11 protein-coding genes are annotated in these 16,124 nt (G+C 52.2%); 7 read left to right on the top strand and 4 right to left on the bottom strand.

Going from position 1 to position 16,124, the window contains the following annotated elements:
• Positions 1-129 precede the first annotated feature (129 nt).
• Positions 130-1,164: a 3-deoxy-7-phosphoheptulonate synthase gene (locus tag ACTQ1O_RS07480; protein ID WP_441100446.1), complete on the bottom strand. Its 1,035-nt coding sequence runs from the start codon at positions 1,162-1,164 to the stop codon at positions 130-132.
• Between the two features lie 646 nt (positions 1,165-1,810).
• Here ACTQ1O_RS07480 and ACTQ1O_RS07475 point away from each other — a divergent pair.
• From ACTQ1O_RS07475 to ACTQ1O_RS07465, 3 genes are all read left to right on the top strand, one after another.
• Positions 1,811-2,674: a YitT family protein gene (locus tag ACTQ1O_RS07475; protein WP_441486739.1), complete on the top strand. Its 864-nt coding sequence runs from the start codon at positions 1,811-1,813 to the stop codon at positions 2,672-2,674.
• 266 nt (positions 2,675-2,940) lie between these two features.
• Entirely contained in the window at positions 2,941-4,125 is a 1,185-nt protein-coding gene (gene pdxR / locus ACTQ1O_RS07470) for a MocR-like pyridoxine biosynthesis transcription factor PdxR (RefSeq protein ID WP_441486738.1), read from the top strand.
• A 27-nt stretch (positions 4,126-4,152) separates the two neighbouring features.
• Positions 4,153-5,520 carry a sodium-dependent transporter gene (locus tag ACTQ1O_RS07465; protein WP_441486737.1) on the top strand — a complete coding sequence of 456 codons (1,368 nt, stop codon included), beginning with the start codon at positions 4,153-4,155 and terminating at the stop codon, positions 5,518-5,520.
• 388 nt (positions 5,521-5,908) lie between these two features.
• On the opposite strand, the gene ACTQ1O_RS07460 is transcribed toward ACTQ1O_RS07465, so the two are convergent.
• From ACTQ1O_RS07460 to ACTQ1O_RS07450, 3 genes are all read right to left on the bottom strand, one after another.
• Positions 5,909-8,104 (bottom strand): Tex family protein, encoded by a 2,196-nt coding sequence (locus ACTQ1O_RS07460; protein WP_441486736.1) that lies wholly within the window; start codon positions 8,102-8,104, stop codon positions 5,909-5,911.
• A gap of 120 nt (positions 8,105-8,224) precedes the next feature.
• The gene (locus tag ACTQ1O_RS07455; RefSeq protein ID WP_441486735.1) at positions 8,225-8,896 is read right to left on the bottom strand and encodes a class I SAM-dependent methyltransferase; all 672 of its coding nucleotides are present in this window, start codon (positions 8,894-8,896) and stop codon (positions 8,225-8,227) included.
• Positions 8,897-8,991: 95 nt separating this feature from the next.
• Positions 8,992-9,717 (bottom strand): hypothetical protein, encoded by a 726-nt coding sequence (locus ACTQ1O_RS07450; protein ID WP_441486734.1) that lies wholly within the window; start codon positions 9,715-9,717, stop codon positions 8,992-8,994.
• 412 nt (positions 9,718-10,129) lie between these two features.
• Here ACTQ1O_RS07450 and ACTQ1O_RS07445 point away from each other — a divergent pair, with 412 nt between their 5' ends.
• The 4 genes from ACTQ1O_RS07445 to ACTQ1O_RS07430 all read left to right on the top strand — a co-directional run bounded on the left by ACTQ1O_RS07445 (position 10,130) and on the right by ACTQ1O_RS07430 (position 15,802).
• Positions 10,130-11,209: an ABC transporter ATP-binding protein gene (locus ACTQ1O_RS07445; RefSeq protein ID WP_441486733.1), complete on the top strand. Its 1,080-nt coding sequence runs from the start codon at positions 10,130-10,132 to the stop codon at positions 11,207-11,209.
• The gene (locus tag ACTQ1O_RS07440) at positions 11,209-13,467 is read left to right on the top strand and encodes a Gldg family protein (RefSeq protein ID WP_441486732.1); all 2,259 of its coding nucleotides are present in this window, start codon (positions 11,209-11,211) and stop codon (positions 13,465-13,467) included. The genes ACTQ1O_RS07445 and ACTQ1O_RS07440 overlap by 1 nt, the downstream gene beginning before the upstream one ends.
• Positions 13,468-13,705: 238 nt before the next feature.
• Positions 13,706-14,344: a DUF4340 domain-containing protein gene (locus tag ACTQ1O_RS07435; RefSeq protein ID WP_441486731.1), complete on the top strand. Its 639-nt coding sequence runs from the start codon at positions 13,706-13,708 to the stop codon at positions 14,342-14,344.
• Between the two features lie 354 nt (positions 14,345-14,698).
• On the top strand, positions 14,699-15,802 hold the full coding sequence (locus ACTQ1O_RS07430; RefSeq protein ID WP_441486730.1) for a PDZ domain-containing protein: 1,104 nt from the start codon (positions 14,699-14,701) through the stop codon (positions 15,800-15,802).
• Positions 15,803-16,124 lie beyond the last annotated feature (322 nt).

Here is a 16,124-nt window from a genome sequence, read left to right as displayed (position 1 = left end):
TTCGCACAGTCCTGCAGGCTGCGCCGGTTCGTTTGTTTGTTTTCTGAACGCTCTGTTTGGGTTTGTTTATCTTCTGAGTGTTCTGAACGCGCTATTCTGGTCTGTTTATTTTCTGAGCGTTCTGTCAGCTTATACCAGTTCCGCCAGCTCGCAGATCAGCTTCTCGGACTTCTCCCAGCCAAGGCAGGGATCTGTGATTGATTTTCCATAGATGCCCTCACCGATCTTCTGGTTTCCATCTTCCAGATAGCTCTCGATCATGAGTCCCTTCACCATCCTGTGAATGTCTTCGGATACATGCATGCTGTGAAGAACGTCCTTGGCAATACGGATCTGCTCAATGTATTTTTTGCCGGAATTCGCATGATTGCAGTCCACGATCACCGCCGGGTTCTTCAGATCCCGCTCCGCATAGAGCTCGCAGACATTCCGAAGATCCTCATAATGATAATTTGGCATACTGTTGTTAAATTTGTCAACATATCCGCGGAGAATAGCATGTGCCATCGGATTTCCCGTCGTCTGAACCTCCCATCCCCTGTAAAGGAACTTCTGTCTGGACTGAGCCGCTGTGATGGAATTCATCATAACCGTCAGATCGCCGGAGGTCGGATTCTTCATTCCTGCAGGGATGCCGATGCCGCTCGCCACGAGGCGGTGCAGCTGATCCTCCACGGAGCGCGCGCCGACCGCCACATAGGACAGCAGATCCGACAGATATCTGTGATTCTCCGGATAGAGCATCTCCTCCGCGCAGGTGAAGCCGGTCTCCCGGATCACTCTCGTGTGCATATCCCGGATCGCGATGATGCCCGCGAGCATATCCTCCTTGCCCTCGGGATCCGGCTGATGCAGCATTCCCTTATATCCGGTGCCGAGCGTTCTCGGTTTATTCGTATAGACACGGGGAATGATGAAGATTCTGTCCTTCACCTTTTCCTGTACTTTTGCCAGACGGTTCATATAATCCAGAACAGCATCTTCATTGTCCGCAGAGCAGGGCCCAATAATCAGAAGGAAGCGGTCATCCTTCCCGGTAAAGATAGCTTCGATCTCCTGGTCTCTCTGCTCTTTGATATCCTTCAGCCTCTGGTCAAGCGGAAACTCCGCCTTCAGCTCCTGCGGTGTCGGAAGTTTCCGGATAAAATTCATCTGCATTTCCATAGTGTCTTTTCTCCTTGTTTCATGATCGGATCGTTCCGAATCTATTTTCGCGCTTTAAAGTGTAAAAGAAGCGTGTCTTTATATGATACCATAAATACACATCAAATCAACCCGGCACGATATTTTTTTCACATTCTGCCAGATATTTCACATTTTCGCCCTGCTGAGGCACACATATGCCTAAATTTTCTTCCCAATTGGTATCGCGCAGCATTTTCCATCGAACTTCCACGCAAACAACGCACATCCCGCCCCGATTCAGTCACAGTAACCCCCACACCAGGACCGTCCACATTTTCTCACAGGCTGGGGCCGTCCACATTTACTCATGGACTGGGTTCTTCACATTTACTCATAGACCGGGTTCACTCACGTTAATCTCCATCTCGGGTTAAATAACGTCAAGCCACCTCCCGGACCGATCAACAGGTCCGTTAATTCCTTGAAAGAATTCCCTCCGGATACTTTCCTTTCAGATATCTTTTCCTGTACAATAGAGCTGTAGAAATTCGATATCCTTCAGATTTACCATCATATTTACATCCATTCAAGAGTCAAAAGCTTTTATCGAACAATCGAGATGTAGAAATTCCGTATCCTTCAGATTACAAATCGAAGGAAACAAAAGTAACGAGGAGAACCCGCTATGACTGAAAACAAAATATTCACCAGAAGAAATATGTTCTCTCTGGGCGCCATGATTCTTTCCTCTTTTATCATGGCCTGCGGCAATAACCTGCTGATTGAAGAAGCCAACCTGCTCCCGGGCGGAGTCATGGGCATCTCCCGTCTGACACATGTCGTCGGCGGCCTGTTCCATGTAAATGTTCCCCTGATCGTTGTGTATCTGGGGCTCAATATTCCGGTCGCGCTTTTCTGCATCCGCCATATATCAAAGCGATTTGTCCTGCTGTCCCTGATCCAGATTCTGATGCTGTCTCTGTTCATGCATCTGTTCCCTCACTACCGGATCTTCGACCAGGAAATTCTCAATGTAATCTTTGGCGGTGTGATCTGGGGTGCGGGCACCACGATTGCCCTTCAGGGCGGCGGTTCCACCGGAGGAACAGATTTCATCGCCCTCTATGTATCAAACAAGACGGGGAATGAGATCTGGATGCAGGTCTTTTTCTTCAACTGCCTGCAGCTGGCAATCTTCGGATCGGTCGCAGGATGGGGCCAGGCCGGCTATTCCATCATTTTTCAGTTCATATCCACCCGGATGATTAATACCTTCCACAACCGCTACAAACGGGTCGTGCTTCAGATATTCACCAAGCACAAGACCGATGTCACAAACGCCTATCTCCGGCGCTTTGACCATGGCGTCACCATTCTGGACGGCACCGGAGGCTATACTGGTGAAAAGACCAGTCTTCTGCTTGCCGTCACATCCAGCTACGAGGCAAGCGAAGCTATTGAAGTGATACGCCGGGCAGATCCACACGCCATCATAAATGTCGTGAAATCCGAAAAACTCGTCGGCAACTTCAAGCAGCCCCGGCTATGATTCGAAACGAGATAAAACACGCTGCGCGAGTTTTATCTCGCTATCGCGACGCTCGCCGCACACGAATACTTCGCATTCGGCTGCGGCTCTCTGTTCGCGTAAATCAGACCTGCTCCGGGAGGTTTTCCCGACCGCAGTTGCCGCAGTGTAGTATTCTCCCAAAAAAATTGAAATTCATTCACGTTTCGTATATAATCATGGAAGTGTTTTTCGCGTTAAACTGTTGCGCTGTAAACCGGCGCAATCACCGTTTTCAGTAAACTGCCATGCGATACTCAATCGACCGAAATTCCAAACAGCCCGCCTATATGCAGCTCTATCTGCAGATGCGGGAGGACATTGTGACAGGAGCCTATCCCTACGGCACGAAACTGCCCTCCAAACGACTGGTCACCTCCGAGGTAGGAGTAAGCATCATCACCGTCGAGCACAGCTACGCGATCCTGTGTGACGAGGGCTACGTTGAGTCGAGGGAGCGAAGCGGCTATTATGTCTGCTACCGGGAAGCGGACGTCGTTCCCGTGGCGGGAATGACCGCGCGCGGAGGAGGCGCCGGTAGTCACACGCATCCTTATCCGCCGCGTTTTTCCGAGAAACGGCTGAAACGCCAGGAACGTGATGTGCTGGATGAGACGATGCGCTCCGGTGTTTCGGACAGCTCTGACGGCATTCCGTACAGCATCCTCGCGCGGACTATGCGCAGGGTTCTGACCTGTCAGGGAGAGAAGGTTCTGGTCAAGTCTCCCGGAAGCGGCATTCCCGAGCTGCGGATTGCGATCGCATCCTATCTGGCCAGAAGCCGCGGCATCCGCATCGAACCGTCTCAGGTCATCATCGGATCCGGAGCGGAATACCTGTATAGCCTGATCGTTCAGCTGCTCGGCCATGACCGGATCTACGCTCTCGAAGATCCCTCTTATGAGAAAATCCGCCGCATGTACGCGGCGAACGGTGTCGTCTGCGATATGCTCAAAATGGGACCCGCGGGTATCCTGAGCACCGAGCTCGCGGCCACAAAGGCCACCGTTCTTCATGTGACGCCCTTCAACAGTTTCCCGAGTGGCATCACAGCTTCTGCCTCCAAGCGGAGGGAATACATCCGGTGGGCGGCAGACAGAAACGGAACCATCATCGAGGATGATTTTGATTCGGAATTCACGGTATCCTCCAAGGCCGAAGACACGCTCTTCTCCCTGGAGCCCATGAAGACCGTGATCTATCTGAACACTTTTTCCAAAACCGTCTCACCCTCCATCCGTATCGGATATATGATCCTGCCGGAGGAGCTTGTGGGACAGTTTCAGACGAAGGTCGGCTTCTATTCAAGCACCGTCCCCACCTTTGAGCAGTATGTCCTGACAGACCTGATCAACAGCGGAGACTTCGAACGGCATATCAACAGCGTGCGCAGAAAACGCCGGAAGGAAAGGGAAACAACCGAACTTCTATAATTTTATCATTTACACTTTGGGGGAAATATGGAAAAAAGAGAAACGCTTGGATCCAGACTTGGATTCATTCTGCTGTCGGCGGGCTGTGCCATCGGAATCGGCAATGTGTGGCGATTCCCCTACATAACCGGTAAGTACGGCGGCGGATTCTTCGTGCTGATTTACATCGTCTTTCTGCTGATTCTCGGAATTCCGATCATGACCATGGAATACTCCATGGGCCGGGCCAGCCGCAGAAGTATTCTTCCCGCGTACCGCATGCTCGAGAAAAAAGGAACGAAATGGCATCTGATGGGCTATCTGTCTATGGCGGGAAACTATGTGCTTCTGATGTTCTACTCCGTCGTATCGGGATGGATCCTTTACTATGCGGTACAGATGGCCGCCGGGCGCTTTGATGGAAAGAGCACCGTGGAGATCACATCCGTCTACGCCCACATGATCTCCTCACCGGCGATTCTGACGGGCTTTATGCTCATCATTGTTCTTATAACCGCCGTGGTCTGCAGCAACGGGCTTCAGGGCAGTGTTGAAAAAATCACGAAAATCATGATGATCGCCCTGATTCTGATCATGATCGTTCTCGGAATCCGCAGCCTGACTCTTCCCGGCGCCGGCAAGGGCTTTTCCTTCTATCTGAAGCCGAGCATCAGCAACATCAAGAAGGCGGGCGTGTGGAACGTCATGTACGCCGCTCTGAATCAGAGCTTCTTCACCCTGAGCATCGGTATGGGAGGCATGGAGATCTTCGGAAGCTACATCGACAAGACCAAGCGCCTCGCAGGGGAAGCCGTCATCGTGACATGCCTGGACACCTTTGTCGCCATCACGGCGGGTCTGATCATCTTCCCGGCATGCTTTGCCTACGGCATCTCACCGGACGCCGGTCCGAGCCTGATCTTCCTGACCCTGCCGAGAGTCTTCTCCTCGATGGCTCTGGGCAGACTGTGGGGAACACTGTTCTTCATCTTCCTGTTCTTCGCGGCGCTCTCCACGATGATCGGTGTGTTCGAGAACCTTCAGGCATTCGCCATCGACCTGCACCACACGCCCCGCAAAAAGGCAGGACTCATCAACGGAATCCTCATCGCGCTCGGCTCAATCCCCTGCGCCCTCGGCTTTAACCTCTGGAGCAGCTTCCAGCCGCTTAGGGCAGGCAACACAATCATGGACATGGAGGACTTCTTCGTCAGCAACATCTGTCTTCCGGTCGGCTCCTTTGTCATCATTCTCTTCTGTACCTGGAAATACGGATGGGGCTTTGAGAATTACCTCAGCGAGGTCAACGAGGGCTCCGGCATCCGGATCTCAGGGAAGCTCAAGTGGTACTTCAAGTATGTGCTTCCGGTGATTGTCGGATTCCTGGTTGTGTACGGTATCGTTACCTACTTCTGATTTCTTCCTGCTAACGCAAGACTGCATATGCCTGGATGTCTGTCTTCAGCAGACTGCACATGCCCGGTCTGTGTATCTTCAGCGGTCTGCATATGCCCTGCCTGTGTATCTTCAGCGGTCTGCATATGCCCTGCCTGTGTATCTTCAGCGGTCTGCATGCTCTTGTTCACGGTCCGCAGGACATTGCATGCACCGCGGTAAACGAGATAAAACACGCTGTGCGGGTTTTATCTCGCTATCGCGACGCTCGCCGCACACGAATACTTCGCATTCGGCTGCGGCTCACTGTTCGCGTAAATAAGCCCCGGAAAGATTTCATTTCTTTCCGGGGCTTATTGTCACTTATTTTTCACTTGCATTTATGGCACCGAATGATTCCATCGATATATCAGATCTTCATCGAAAGTCCGATCCGTTTTTTCTCGAGATCTACGCTGATGACCTTGACTTCTACGACATCCCCGACGGAGACGACATCGAGCGGGTGCTTTACAAACTTATGATCGGACATCTCGGAGATGTGCACCAGACCGTCCTGGTGAACACCGATGTCCACAAACGCGCCGAAATCGATGACATTGCGGACCGTTCCCTTGAGAACCATTCCCACCTTCAGATCTTCCATGCCGAGGACATCGCTTCGCAGGATCGGCTTCGGCATATCCTCACGGGGATCCCTTCCCGGCGCATTCAGCTCCTTTACAATATCGCGCAGGGTCGGCTCGCCGATTCCGAGCTTTTCCGCCATGGAAGGATAATCCTTTACGACCACCTTCTGTCCGGATTTCCGGGTCTGTCCGGCTCCGGTAACCGCGGTCGACGCAAAGAGTTCTTCCTTGTTCAGACCGAGCTCGTCCACAAGGGCGTCCGCCGCGCCGTAGCTTTCCGGATGAACACCGGTATTGTCCAGCGGCTCGCTGCCTCCCGCAATCCTCATGAAGCCCGCGCACTGCTCAAATGCCTTCGGTCCAAGCTTCGGAACCTTCAAGAGCTCCCTTCGGCTGACAAAGCGGCCGTTCTGCTCGCGGAACTCGACAATATTTTTTGCCAGCGTCTTGCTGACGCCGGACACATGCTCCAGAAGAGGAGCAGATGCAGTATTCAGATCCACGCCCACGCGGTTTACACAGTCCTCGACCACGCCGCCGAGCGCCTCTCCGAGCCGCTTCTGATTCATGTCATGCTGATACTGACCCACCCCGATCGCCTTCGGATCGATCTTGACCAGCTCGGCCAGCGGATCCTGGACCCGTCTTGCCATGGATGCAGCACCTCTCTGTTCCACGTCAAAATCCGGGAACTCCTCCGCCGCCAGCTTGCTGGCAGAATATACGGAGGCACCTGCCTCGTTCGTGATCATATACTGCACCTTGCAGTCCGGAATTTCTTTCAGAAGATCCACAATGACCTGCTCGGACTCTCTGGACGCGGTTCCGTTTCCCAATGAAATCAATGTGACATGATACTTCTGGATCCAGTTCTTGACCAGCTTCTTCGCTTCCTCCAGCTTCCGCTGATTCGGCTTCATGTTTGATGAAGGCGGAACCGGATAGATAATCGCCGTATCCAGCACTTTTCCGGTTTCATCCACAACCGCCAGCTTACAGCCGTGCGCGTATCCGGGATCCCAGCCGAGAACAACCTGTCCGGCAATCGGAGGCTGCATCAGAAGCTGCTCCAGGTTTTTGTCAAAGACCTTGATCGCGCCGTCCTCTGCTTTTTCCGTCAGCTCACTGCGGATCTCCCGCTCAATTGCCGGCCCGATCAGCCGCTTGTAGCTGTCCTGCATGGCGGAGATCAGAACCGGCATCGTATACTGGTTGTTGCTTTTGATCAGCGTATGACCAATGAAGAGGATGATTTTTCTCACATCCACTTCGATTCGGACGGTCAGGATATTCTCCTTCTCTCCGCGGTTGATTGCGAGTACGCGATAACCCGTGATCTTCGATACCGGTTCCTGAAAGTCATAATACATCTCGTAGACCGACTTCACCTCCGGATCCTTCGCCTGAGAAACAAGGATACCTGTCTTTCTCGTGAAGCTGCGGATTCCGGTGCGGAAATCCGCATTGTCGGAGATCATCTCCGCGATGATGTCTGAAGCGCCGGCAATTGCCTCCGCAGCGGTTTTCACACCTTTTTCCTCGCTGATAAAGGCCTTCGCCTCTTCCTCAACCGGCCGGGTAATCTTCTGCTCCAGGATGATCTGCGCCAGAGGCTCCAGTCCCTTCTCCTTCGCGACTACCGCGCGCGTCCGGCGCTTCTGCTTATATGGCCGGTAGATATCCTCAAGAGACACCAGCGTTTCCGCGCCGTCAATCGCCTTTGACAGCTCGTCCGTCATCTTGCCCTGCTCTTCAATGGAAGACCGTACAGCTGCCTTTCTGTCCTCCAGATTTCGCAGATACCCCAGTCTCTCGCTCAGATTACGAATCTGCTCGTCATTCAGCTCCCCGTGCTTTTCCTTCCGGTAGCGGGCGATAAAAGGGATTGTGTTTCCCTCGTCAATCAGGCTGATCACCGCCTCCACCTGCCACGGCTCAATCTCCAGTTCCTTCGCAATCTGCTTTGCAATATCCATCGGTTCAATACTCCAATACTATTTTTTACTTTCTTTCATGATACGCCTGTCAAAAGCATCACTGCTGACAGAGCAATCCTCAACATACTTTACTAGAAAACTCAGTGGTCGGCAAGTTCCTTACCGGATTCCTTCTACGGCAATCCAGTTCTCCCCGTCCTTTGTGTGAATCAGAACATCGGAGAAGCCGGCGTTACGGAACAGCGTCCGGTACTCTTCTGCCGTCGGGACTGTCATCTGATATCTGCGGATGTTTTCCTTCGCGCTTTCCGGCAGTTTTCCATTGTCGTAGATGTCCGCGATCAGCATAAAGTGACCTCCCTGCTTCAGCACACGTCTGACCTCCTTCAGGCTCTCCTGCGGATCCGGCCAGAAATAGAAGCTTTCCACCGTTGTAATCACATCAAAAAATTCATCATCAAAAGGAAGTTCCTCCACAGACGCCTGCAGCACACACATTTTTCCATCAGAGACGTCTTCCTGATTCAGCTCCAGCGACTGATGCACAGATACCGCCGAATAGTCCACGCCCACGACATAACCGGCTCCTCTCACCGAAAGCCTGTGCAGCGTGGCGCCGCCCCCGCAGCCGATATCCATGACAACGTCCCGGGACTGCAACGTCAAAAAGTCCAGACCCCAGTTTGTCACGGCGTCATGACTTTCATTCATCCGGTGCAGCATCTGCGCCCCGGCCTTGCCCGAAGGCTTCGCCGGATTGCCCTCCTCCGTGATCCTCTGCTGCTCTTCATAATTATCCTGATCTTCGCTGTTTTGATTCTTATCCTTCATATTTTTCTCCTGATTCTCTATACTAACCCCGCTTATTCTCGTTCTCTGTACTGACTCCGTCTCTTCCCTATGGAATTCGAAACCATTCCGGCGGCTCAGACCATCACCACATTGTACTGCCTGTTCGTGATCATCAGGGCCAGGCACTCTTCGTCATCTGTGCGGAATCTTTCATTGACATAACGCGGCGGAAACCAGATAAAATCTCCCTTCGTGCACACACCGAAGGAGGTCACCAGCCTGCCCCGGATGATGTAAAGTCCGTAAGCACAGGTGTATCTGTGGGCAGGTCTCTCAAAATCCGCCGGGAACCGAATATATTCCACGGTCATCCCGGTCTCGTGATCGATCAGAAGCGGCTTTGCGTAGAACCGGCTGCCGATCGGTTCCTCCTTTTCACACCAGACCTCGCTGTCGAAGGCAGGGAAAACTCTCAGCTGATTTTCCTTCTTATTCAGCTCCTGGATGACACGTTCCCTCCGGGATTCCTCTTCTCCCAGAAACTCGATGTCAAACGGCCGGTTTGCCACAAACAGAAAATGGCATTCCTTTCCCGGTGCCGCCCCGTGGCCGCACGGATAACCGGCAGGATTCCAGATAAAGGTCTCCGGCTTAAAAACAGACTCACCCATCTGGAGGGCTCCGTCGATCACATAGATCCCGTGAGCACAATTGTGCCTGTGATCCGGCTTCCAGTACCCTTCCGGGTAATGTGAGAACCAGATCACCGCGCCGTTCAGCGTATCATTGATCATCGGCTTGTACTCTGATCTGCAGCCGTCTCTGTCATCGCGGACAGTCCAGCCCTCCCTGTCATACACATTAAAAACCTTCGGTGATAATAGTTGCATCGTTCTGCGCGCCATAATGTCTGATCTTCCCCTTGCATCGCCCCTGCGGGCTTACTGCCTTTTCTACAAATAGCCTGCGTGCTTACTATTCTTTCGATAATATAGTCTGCGTAGTTACTGTTCTTTCTATGACATAAACTGCAGGCATACCGTTCTTTCCATAATTATAAGTATAAAACTCCCGGCGCCTCATTACAATCCATTGCTTTCGTACGAAATATCGCGTGCGGAACAGACTTCACAGTTTTTTCACAGTTGCATGCACAAAAGAACACATATTTTTTTTACTCTTTTTCATGGTGTGAAAATCGGCCTGTCTTCTCCCGCACAGGGAAACAGAGCCCGTTTCACGCATACACGACAATATGAAGGGAGTTACGAGATGATTGAAGTTGAACATCTGACGCGGCGCTTCGGCGATCACATTGCGGTAAATGACCTGAGCTTCACAGCGGAAAAGGGCACCATTTACGGCTTTCTCGGTCCGAACGGCGCGGGAAAATCCACGACCATGAATATGATGACCGGCTATCTGGCGCCGTCGTCCGGAACCGTTAAGATCGACGGTTTCGACATTCTGAAGCAGCCGGAGGATGCCAAGAAAAGAATCGGCTACCTGCCCGAGATTCCTCCGGTCTATCCGGATATGACGGTAAAGGAATATCTATTTTTCGCGGCAGAACTGAAGGAGATCCCGAAGGCGGACCGCGCGGGCGCCGTGGAGAACGCCATGCAGAAGACAGGCACAAAGGGCATGCAGAACCGCCTGATCAAAAACCTGTCAAAGGGATATAAGCAGCGTGTCGGACTGGCACAGGCCATCATCAACAATCCGGAGATCATCATTCTGGACGAGCCGACCGTCGGACTTGATCCCGAGCAGCAGAAGGAGATGTTCGACTATGTCAGAACGCTCCGGAAGGATCACATCATCATCCTGAGTTCTCACATTCTCTCCGATGTCAGCAGTCTCTGCGATTACGTATGGATTATCAACAAGGGCCAGCTTGTCGCGAGTGATAAGCCGGAGAATCTCCGCACGGCCATGAGCCATAAGCAGGAGGTCATCATCGACGTTCTCGGAGACAATGAGCAGACCCTGGGCGACGCGCTTCGCCGCATTGATCTGGTATCCGGCGTAAACGTCTCTGTCGCAAAAGATCCCGGAAAGGGCGCACCTCTCCAGCTTCACGCGGTCATTCACTCGGAACAGACGCTGGATATCCGTCCGGCCATTTCCCAGGCTGTATTCGGCGCAGGAATGTACTTCCTGTCCATGAATCAGAGCGAACGCTCTCTGGAAGATGTCTTCCTGTCTCTTACCAGTGATGACGCACGCCCCGCTTCTGATCGCAAGCGCACCGGAAAGCACAGCCAGGATTCCGGCGCTTCGGATGACAAGAGTGCCCCGAAGCACAGCCAGGATCCTGCGGATTCTGATCACAAGGAGGTGTCTGACTGATGAAGGCAATTGCAAAGAAAGATTTTCAATCAAACTTTCATTCCGTAACGGGCTGGCTTTTTATCGCCGTATTCTGGGCGTTCCTGTCATTTTTTGTATCGAACTATAATTTTCTGAGCCTGAGCTCTGACATCACGGGAACCATCAGCACCGTCGAGATCATTTTCCTGATACTGATGCCGATCCTCTGCATGCGTTCCTTCTCTGAGGAACAGCGCCAGAAGACGGACCAGATTCTCTTCACCGCCCCGGTATCCGTGGGACAGGTCGTATTCCAGAAATTCCTGGCTCTGGCGGAAATCTACACGATTCCGACTCTGATGACCTGCATCTATCCTCTGATCCTGTCGGCATTCGGAAATGTATCCTTTGGATCGGATTATATCGCCATCCTCGGCATGTGGCTCTACGGACTGGCCTGCATCGCGATTTGTGTTTTTGCATCCTCTCTGACAGAAAACCCGATCATTGCGGCCGTTCTGTCTTTCCTCTGCCTCTTCGTGATGTATCTGATCCCGACCATTCAGAACATGGTCTCTTCCAATACCGTACTCACGAAATTCCTGACCGCCATCGATGTCCGGGGCCAGTTTGAGAACTTCCTTTCCGGAAGTCTGAACATCACCGCGATCATCTATATGGCGACCGTTATCTTCCTCTTCCTGTTCCTGACTACGCAGGTTATCCAGAAGAGAAGGTATTCTATTTCGAAAAAAACGATCTCCTTCGGAGCGTACAGCTCGGTCATGATCGTCGTTGTTCTCGCCATCACCGTTATCGTGAACCTGGCAGTCACAAAGCTTCCGGATTCCATGCAGAATATTGACGTCACCTCCAGCCGTCTCTACTCCCTCACCGACGATACGAAGAATCTCGTCTCCGGCCTGAAGGACGATGTCACGATCTATGTGCTTGACAAGGAAAGTGCATCTGACAAGACCCTGAATAAAACACTGAAGAGTTATGAGGCTTTGTCGAAGCATATCAAGGTCAGCTACGTCGATCCTGCGGAAAATCCAACCTTTATCCAGAAGTACACTGATGATTCTTCCAATGTCTATATGAACTCTCTGATCGTCACCTGCGGTGACAAGAGCAAGATTGTCAATTTCAGCGATGTGTATGAGACCTCCACGGATTACACCACCTATTCCCAGAAAACTACGGGATATGACGGTGAAGGTCAGATCACCTCTGCCATTGACTATGTCACAAGCGACAGCAATCCGGTCATCTACACACTGACCGGGCACAACGAAACCGCCCTGTCCAGTACTTTCACCGATGCCGTAAGCAAAATGAACATCACGGTACAGGATCTGGATTTCATGCAGAACGACAGTGTCCCGGATGACGCACAGGCAGTCATCATCAACGCGCCGACCTCTGACCTGTCCTCTGACGATCTGAAGAAACTCGAGGATTACTTCAATAAAGGAGGAAATGTCATCGCGGTCACAAACTATGAAGCGACCGGCGATATGTCGAATTACAAGGCGCTTCTGTCCTACTTTGGAATCACGCTGAATGACGGCGTTGTTCTGGACAGCGACAGCAGCCGCTACTATCAGTATCCCTCCTACCTTCTCCCGAATGTGGAGAGCAACGATATCACCTCCGGTATCACAAACGGATACATCATGTCGCCGTTTTCTCAGGAGATCACCTACGACAGCTCCAACAGCCAGGTTGCATACACACCTCTTCTGCAGACCTCAGAGAGCGCGTATGTGCACAGCAGTGTTTCAAGCGAGTCCGACATGGAGCAAACCGACAGCGATCAGCTTGCCGCGCGAATCGTCGGTCTGAAGGCAGTCAAGACAATCAGCGGTTCAGATGGAAGCGCCGCAGACAACACCGTGACCAGCTCATCGACAGCGAACGGCGTATCCGGAACCTCGTCATCCTCAGAATCGGTATCCGCAAGCTCGGCGGACAGCGTATCCAGCAGTTCCTCGGCGGACAGCAGCACAGATACCATTACCTCAACGGCGGTCGTGTATACGTCCCCGTACATCTTCAACGATAACGCAAACCAGATGGTTTCCGGCTCCAACCTGTCGCTCTTCAGCGGCTCAATCAGCGCTGTGACCTCCGACACGACGACGATTTCCATCCCGTCAAAGTCCATGGACAACACCACCATCACCATGGCCACACGCACCGCTGTCCTTCTCACCATCCTGTTTGTCATCCTGATCCCGGTTGTTCTTCTGGCCTTCGGAATCACAATCTGGGTTATCCGAAGGAAAAAATAAAACGCTTACGTTCCTGCCCTGCATCTCTCCCCGATGGAGAGATGCAGGACAGAACCCGTTTGTATATACAGCTCAGGCTGGATACAGCACCGGCTGAGTACAGTACCGACCGAATACTGTACGGACTGGATACAGCAGCGACTGAATGCAGCACCGGCTGAATACAGCACGGACAGGGTACAGCACGGACAGCAGACAACAGCAGACAAGACATTATGATTAGAACGGATGAGATAAAATGAAAAAACAGAAAATTCAGCTGATTACTCTTCTGGTCATTCTGGGGTGCGCCATTGGCGCCTATTTTGCCGCAAAGGCTTACAGCGCCCACAAGGAAGCAACTGAAAAGAGTACCTCCTATACCGCACTCTCCCTCTCGGACGATGATATCTCCGGAATTAAGAACATTACTGCAGCCAATGACGCCGGCGGATTCAACGTCAATCATGACGCTGATGCCGACACCTGGAGTTTTGCTGACTTCCCGGATGAAAAGGTGGATACCACACAGATCAAGACCATGACCGATGCGCTCTCGGATCTCAGCTCGGACAACGAAATCACAGATGTGACAGACTTCACGCAGTATGGTCTCGACAGTCCGGTCATGACAATCACGATTACCTTCTCGGACGGCTCAACGCATAAGCTCGAGGTCGGTGACTACAACAGCCAGATCTCTGAGTACTATCTGCGCGTCGATGACGCGGATACGGTCTACACGATATCCTCAACGATCTACAGTGACTTTAACCTGACGACCTCGAATCTCGTGGCCTCCACATCTTCCTCTTCGAGCGAAGATACGCCAACGGAAGCTGTCTCGGGATCATCCGCTGCCGGCACTTCAGCCACGTCGACATCCGCATCGAGCTAAAATCCTTCGGCTGCGCCGATATCTCTATGGATAAAATCTGCGGCTGCGCCGACACCTCTATAAAATCTGCCGCGCCACGGACAGCTCTGTTTCATTTAATCTGCGGCTGCGCCGACATCTGTATCTGAGGGAATGATCCTTCAGCTGCAGTCTGAAAAAGCTCCCGGGATACCGGCAATTCTGCCGGCGCCGGGAGCTTTTTCGGTTTTACATCGGATTTTCACCCTGTGTTCACTTATTTTTCACGTTTGTTTTCTATCATTAAACCATTAGATGTAACAGACATACCACAGATATTGAAATTAAACGGATGCACGAAAATTATCTGCATCCGATCGAAGGGAGACATGAATCATGTATGATGACCAGAATAATAATGAGATGAATCAGAACAACACAGGCAGCCAGAGCAGTAACGCAATGGGGTCTGACAGCAGCGAAACAAACCATAATAACGCGACTGGCGCTGCAGATTCGTCCGCGCAGAACAACGGAACAAACCAGGGCAATCCCAATCCCTGGGGAAGCCAGAACTCTGACACTTCCTCCGGAAGCCGCAATCCGTGGAGCAATAACGGAAACGGCAACCCCTACGTTGGAAACGGCGGCAGCTCCTGGAGCAGTAACGGAAACAGCAATGGGTCTACGGGAAACGGGCCATGGAACGGCAGCACAGGCAATGGTTCCACAGGAAACGGCCCATGGAACGGCAATGGCAGTAATGGTTCCGCCGGAAATGGCCCATGGAACAACAATGCCGGCAATGGTCCCTGGAACAGCAATCCCTACGCCAATGGAGGATGCAGACACCACAGCGGCATCGGGAAGAAAATCGGGTTCACCGTTCTCACCGGAGCCGTCGCAGGTGTTGTGGCAGCGGGGATCCTGTCTCTGACAATTCCGGCTGCCATCAGCAGCTCAATGGACAGAGCAGCGTCAAAGATCGAGAAATCCATCGAATCGGATCTTTCCGATAACCTGCCTGATTTCAGTCAGGACAACGGAGGCTTCCAGCTTCCGGGACAAAACAACTCCGGAAACAACGGTAATGACAATGATTCCGACAGCGGCAATTCCGATCAGAACAGCGTAGACAGCAGTTCCGACAATTCCTCCTCGGTAAATGAAAACGCCGGCTTCCTTGGAATCACCTGCGCCGACATTGATTCCCTGACCGATGTCGATACCTCCGGTTATCCGGACGGCGTATATGTCAAGACCGTCCTCTCCGGAAGCCCCGCATCTCTCGCAGGCCTTAAAGAGGGAGACATCATCACGGCTGTTGATGGTACCTCAGTCAGCTCCTATGACGAACTCAAAAAGATCATCTCCGGACATTCCTCCGGTGACAAGATCAAGCTCACCATCGAGCGTCAGGACGGCGATGACTGGAAGACCTCCACGCACGATGCCACACTGATCTCCTACGCGGAAGCACAGGGAGAATCACAGGGCTAACCTCTTGGAAACGCAGACCAGGCTCGTCACACACAAAGCTTATATAAGAGACCGAATGCGATTTCGGAGACAGCAGGCATAAGAGAGACCGGATCCGATTTCGAACTCAGCAGGTGCAAGCGAGACCGGATCCCATTTTGATCTCAGCAGGTGCAAGCGAGACCGGATCCCATTTCGATCTCAGCAGGTATAACGAAGAAGCGGGAGCACGCGGTATCTGACCGGCGTGCTCCCGCCCCTGTTAAATATATATATTTTGTACGAAGTACCCTCTTCATGCCGCGCAGCCGGTGTCGTGCTCTTCTGTCATAAGGCGAACCTT

The sequence above is a fragment of the Bilifractor sp. LCP21S3_A7 genome (assembly GCF_052118825.1).
GTDB lineage: Bacteria > Bacillota > Clostridia > Lachnospirales > Lachnospiraceae > Bilifractor.
Note: the sequence above shows the minus strand (reverse complement) of the source record. Positions and strands in the feature narration are given on the sequence as shown.

Bases quoted from the DNA above. Each gene is read 5' to 3' on its own strand.
- pdxR (WP_441486738.1), top strand. From the start codon at position 2,941: ATGCGATACTCAATCGACCGAAATTCCAAACAGCCCGCCTATATGCAG.
- ACTQ1O_RS07455 (WP_441486735.1), bottom strand. From the start codon at position 8,896: ATGAAGGATAAGAATCAAAACAGCGAAGATCAGGATAATTATGAAGAG.
- ACTQ1O_RS07435 (WP_441486731.1), top strand. From the start codon at position 13,706: ATGAAAAAACAGAAAATTCAGCTGATTACTCTTCTGGTCATTCTGGGG.
- ACTQ1O_RS07430 (WP_441486730.1), top strand. From the start codon at position 14,699: ATGTATGATGACCAGAATAATAATGAGATGAATCAGAACAACACAGGC.
- ACTQ1O_RS07460 (WP_441486736.1), bottom strand. From the start codon at position 8,104: ATGGATATTGCAAAGCAGATTGCGAAGGAACTGGAGATTGAGCCGTGG.
- ACTQ1O_RS07475 (WP_441486739.1), top strand. From the start codon at position 1,811: ATGACTGAAAACAAAATATTCACCAGAAGAAATATGTTCTCTCTGGGC.
- ACTQ1O_RS07480 (WP_441100446.1), bottom strand. From the start codon at position 1,164: ATGGAAATGCAGATGAATTTTATCCGGAAACTTCCGACACCGCAGGAG.
- ACTQ1O_RS07440 (WP_441486732.1), top strand. From the start codon at position 11,209: ATGAAGGCAATTGCAAAGAAAGATTTTCAATCAAACTTTCATTCCGTA.
- ACTQ1O_RS07445 (WP_441486733.1), top strand. From the start codon at position 10,130: ATGATTGAAGTTGAACATCTGACGCGGCGCTTCGGCGATCACATTGCG.
- ACTQ1O_RS07465 (WP_441486737.1), top strand. From the start codon at position 4,153: ATGGAAAAAAGAGAAACGCTTGGATCCAGACTTGGATTCATTCTGCTG.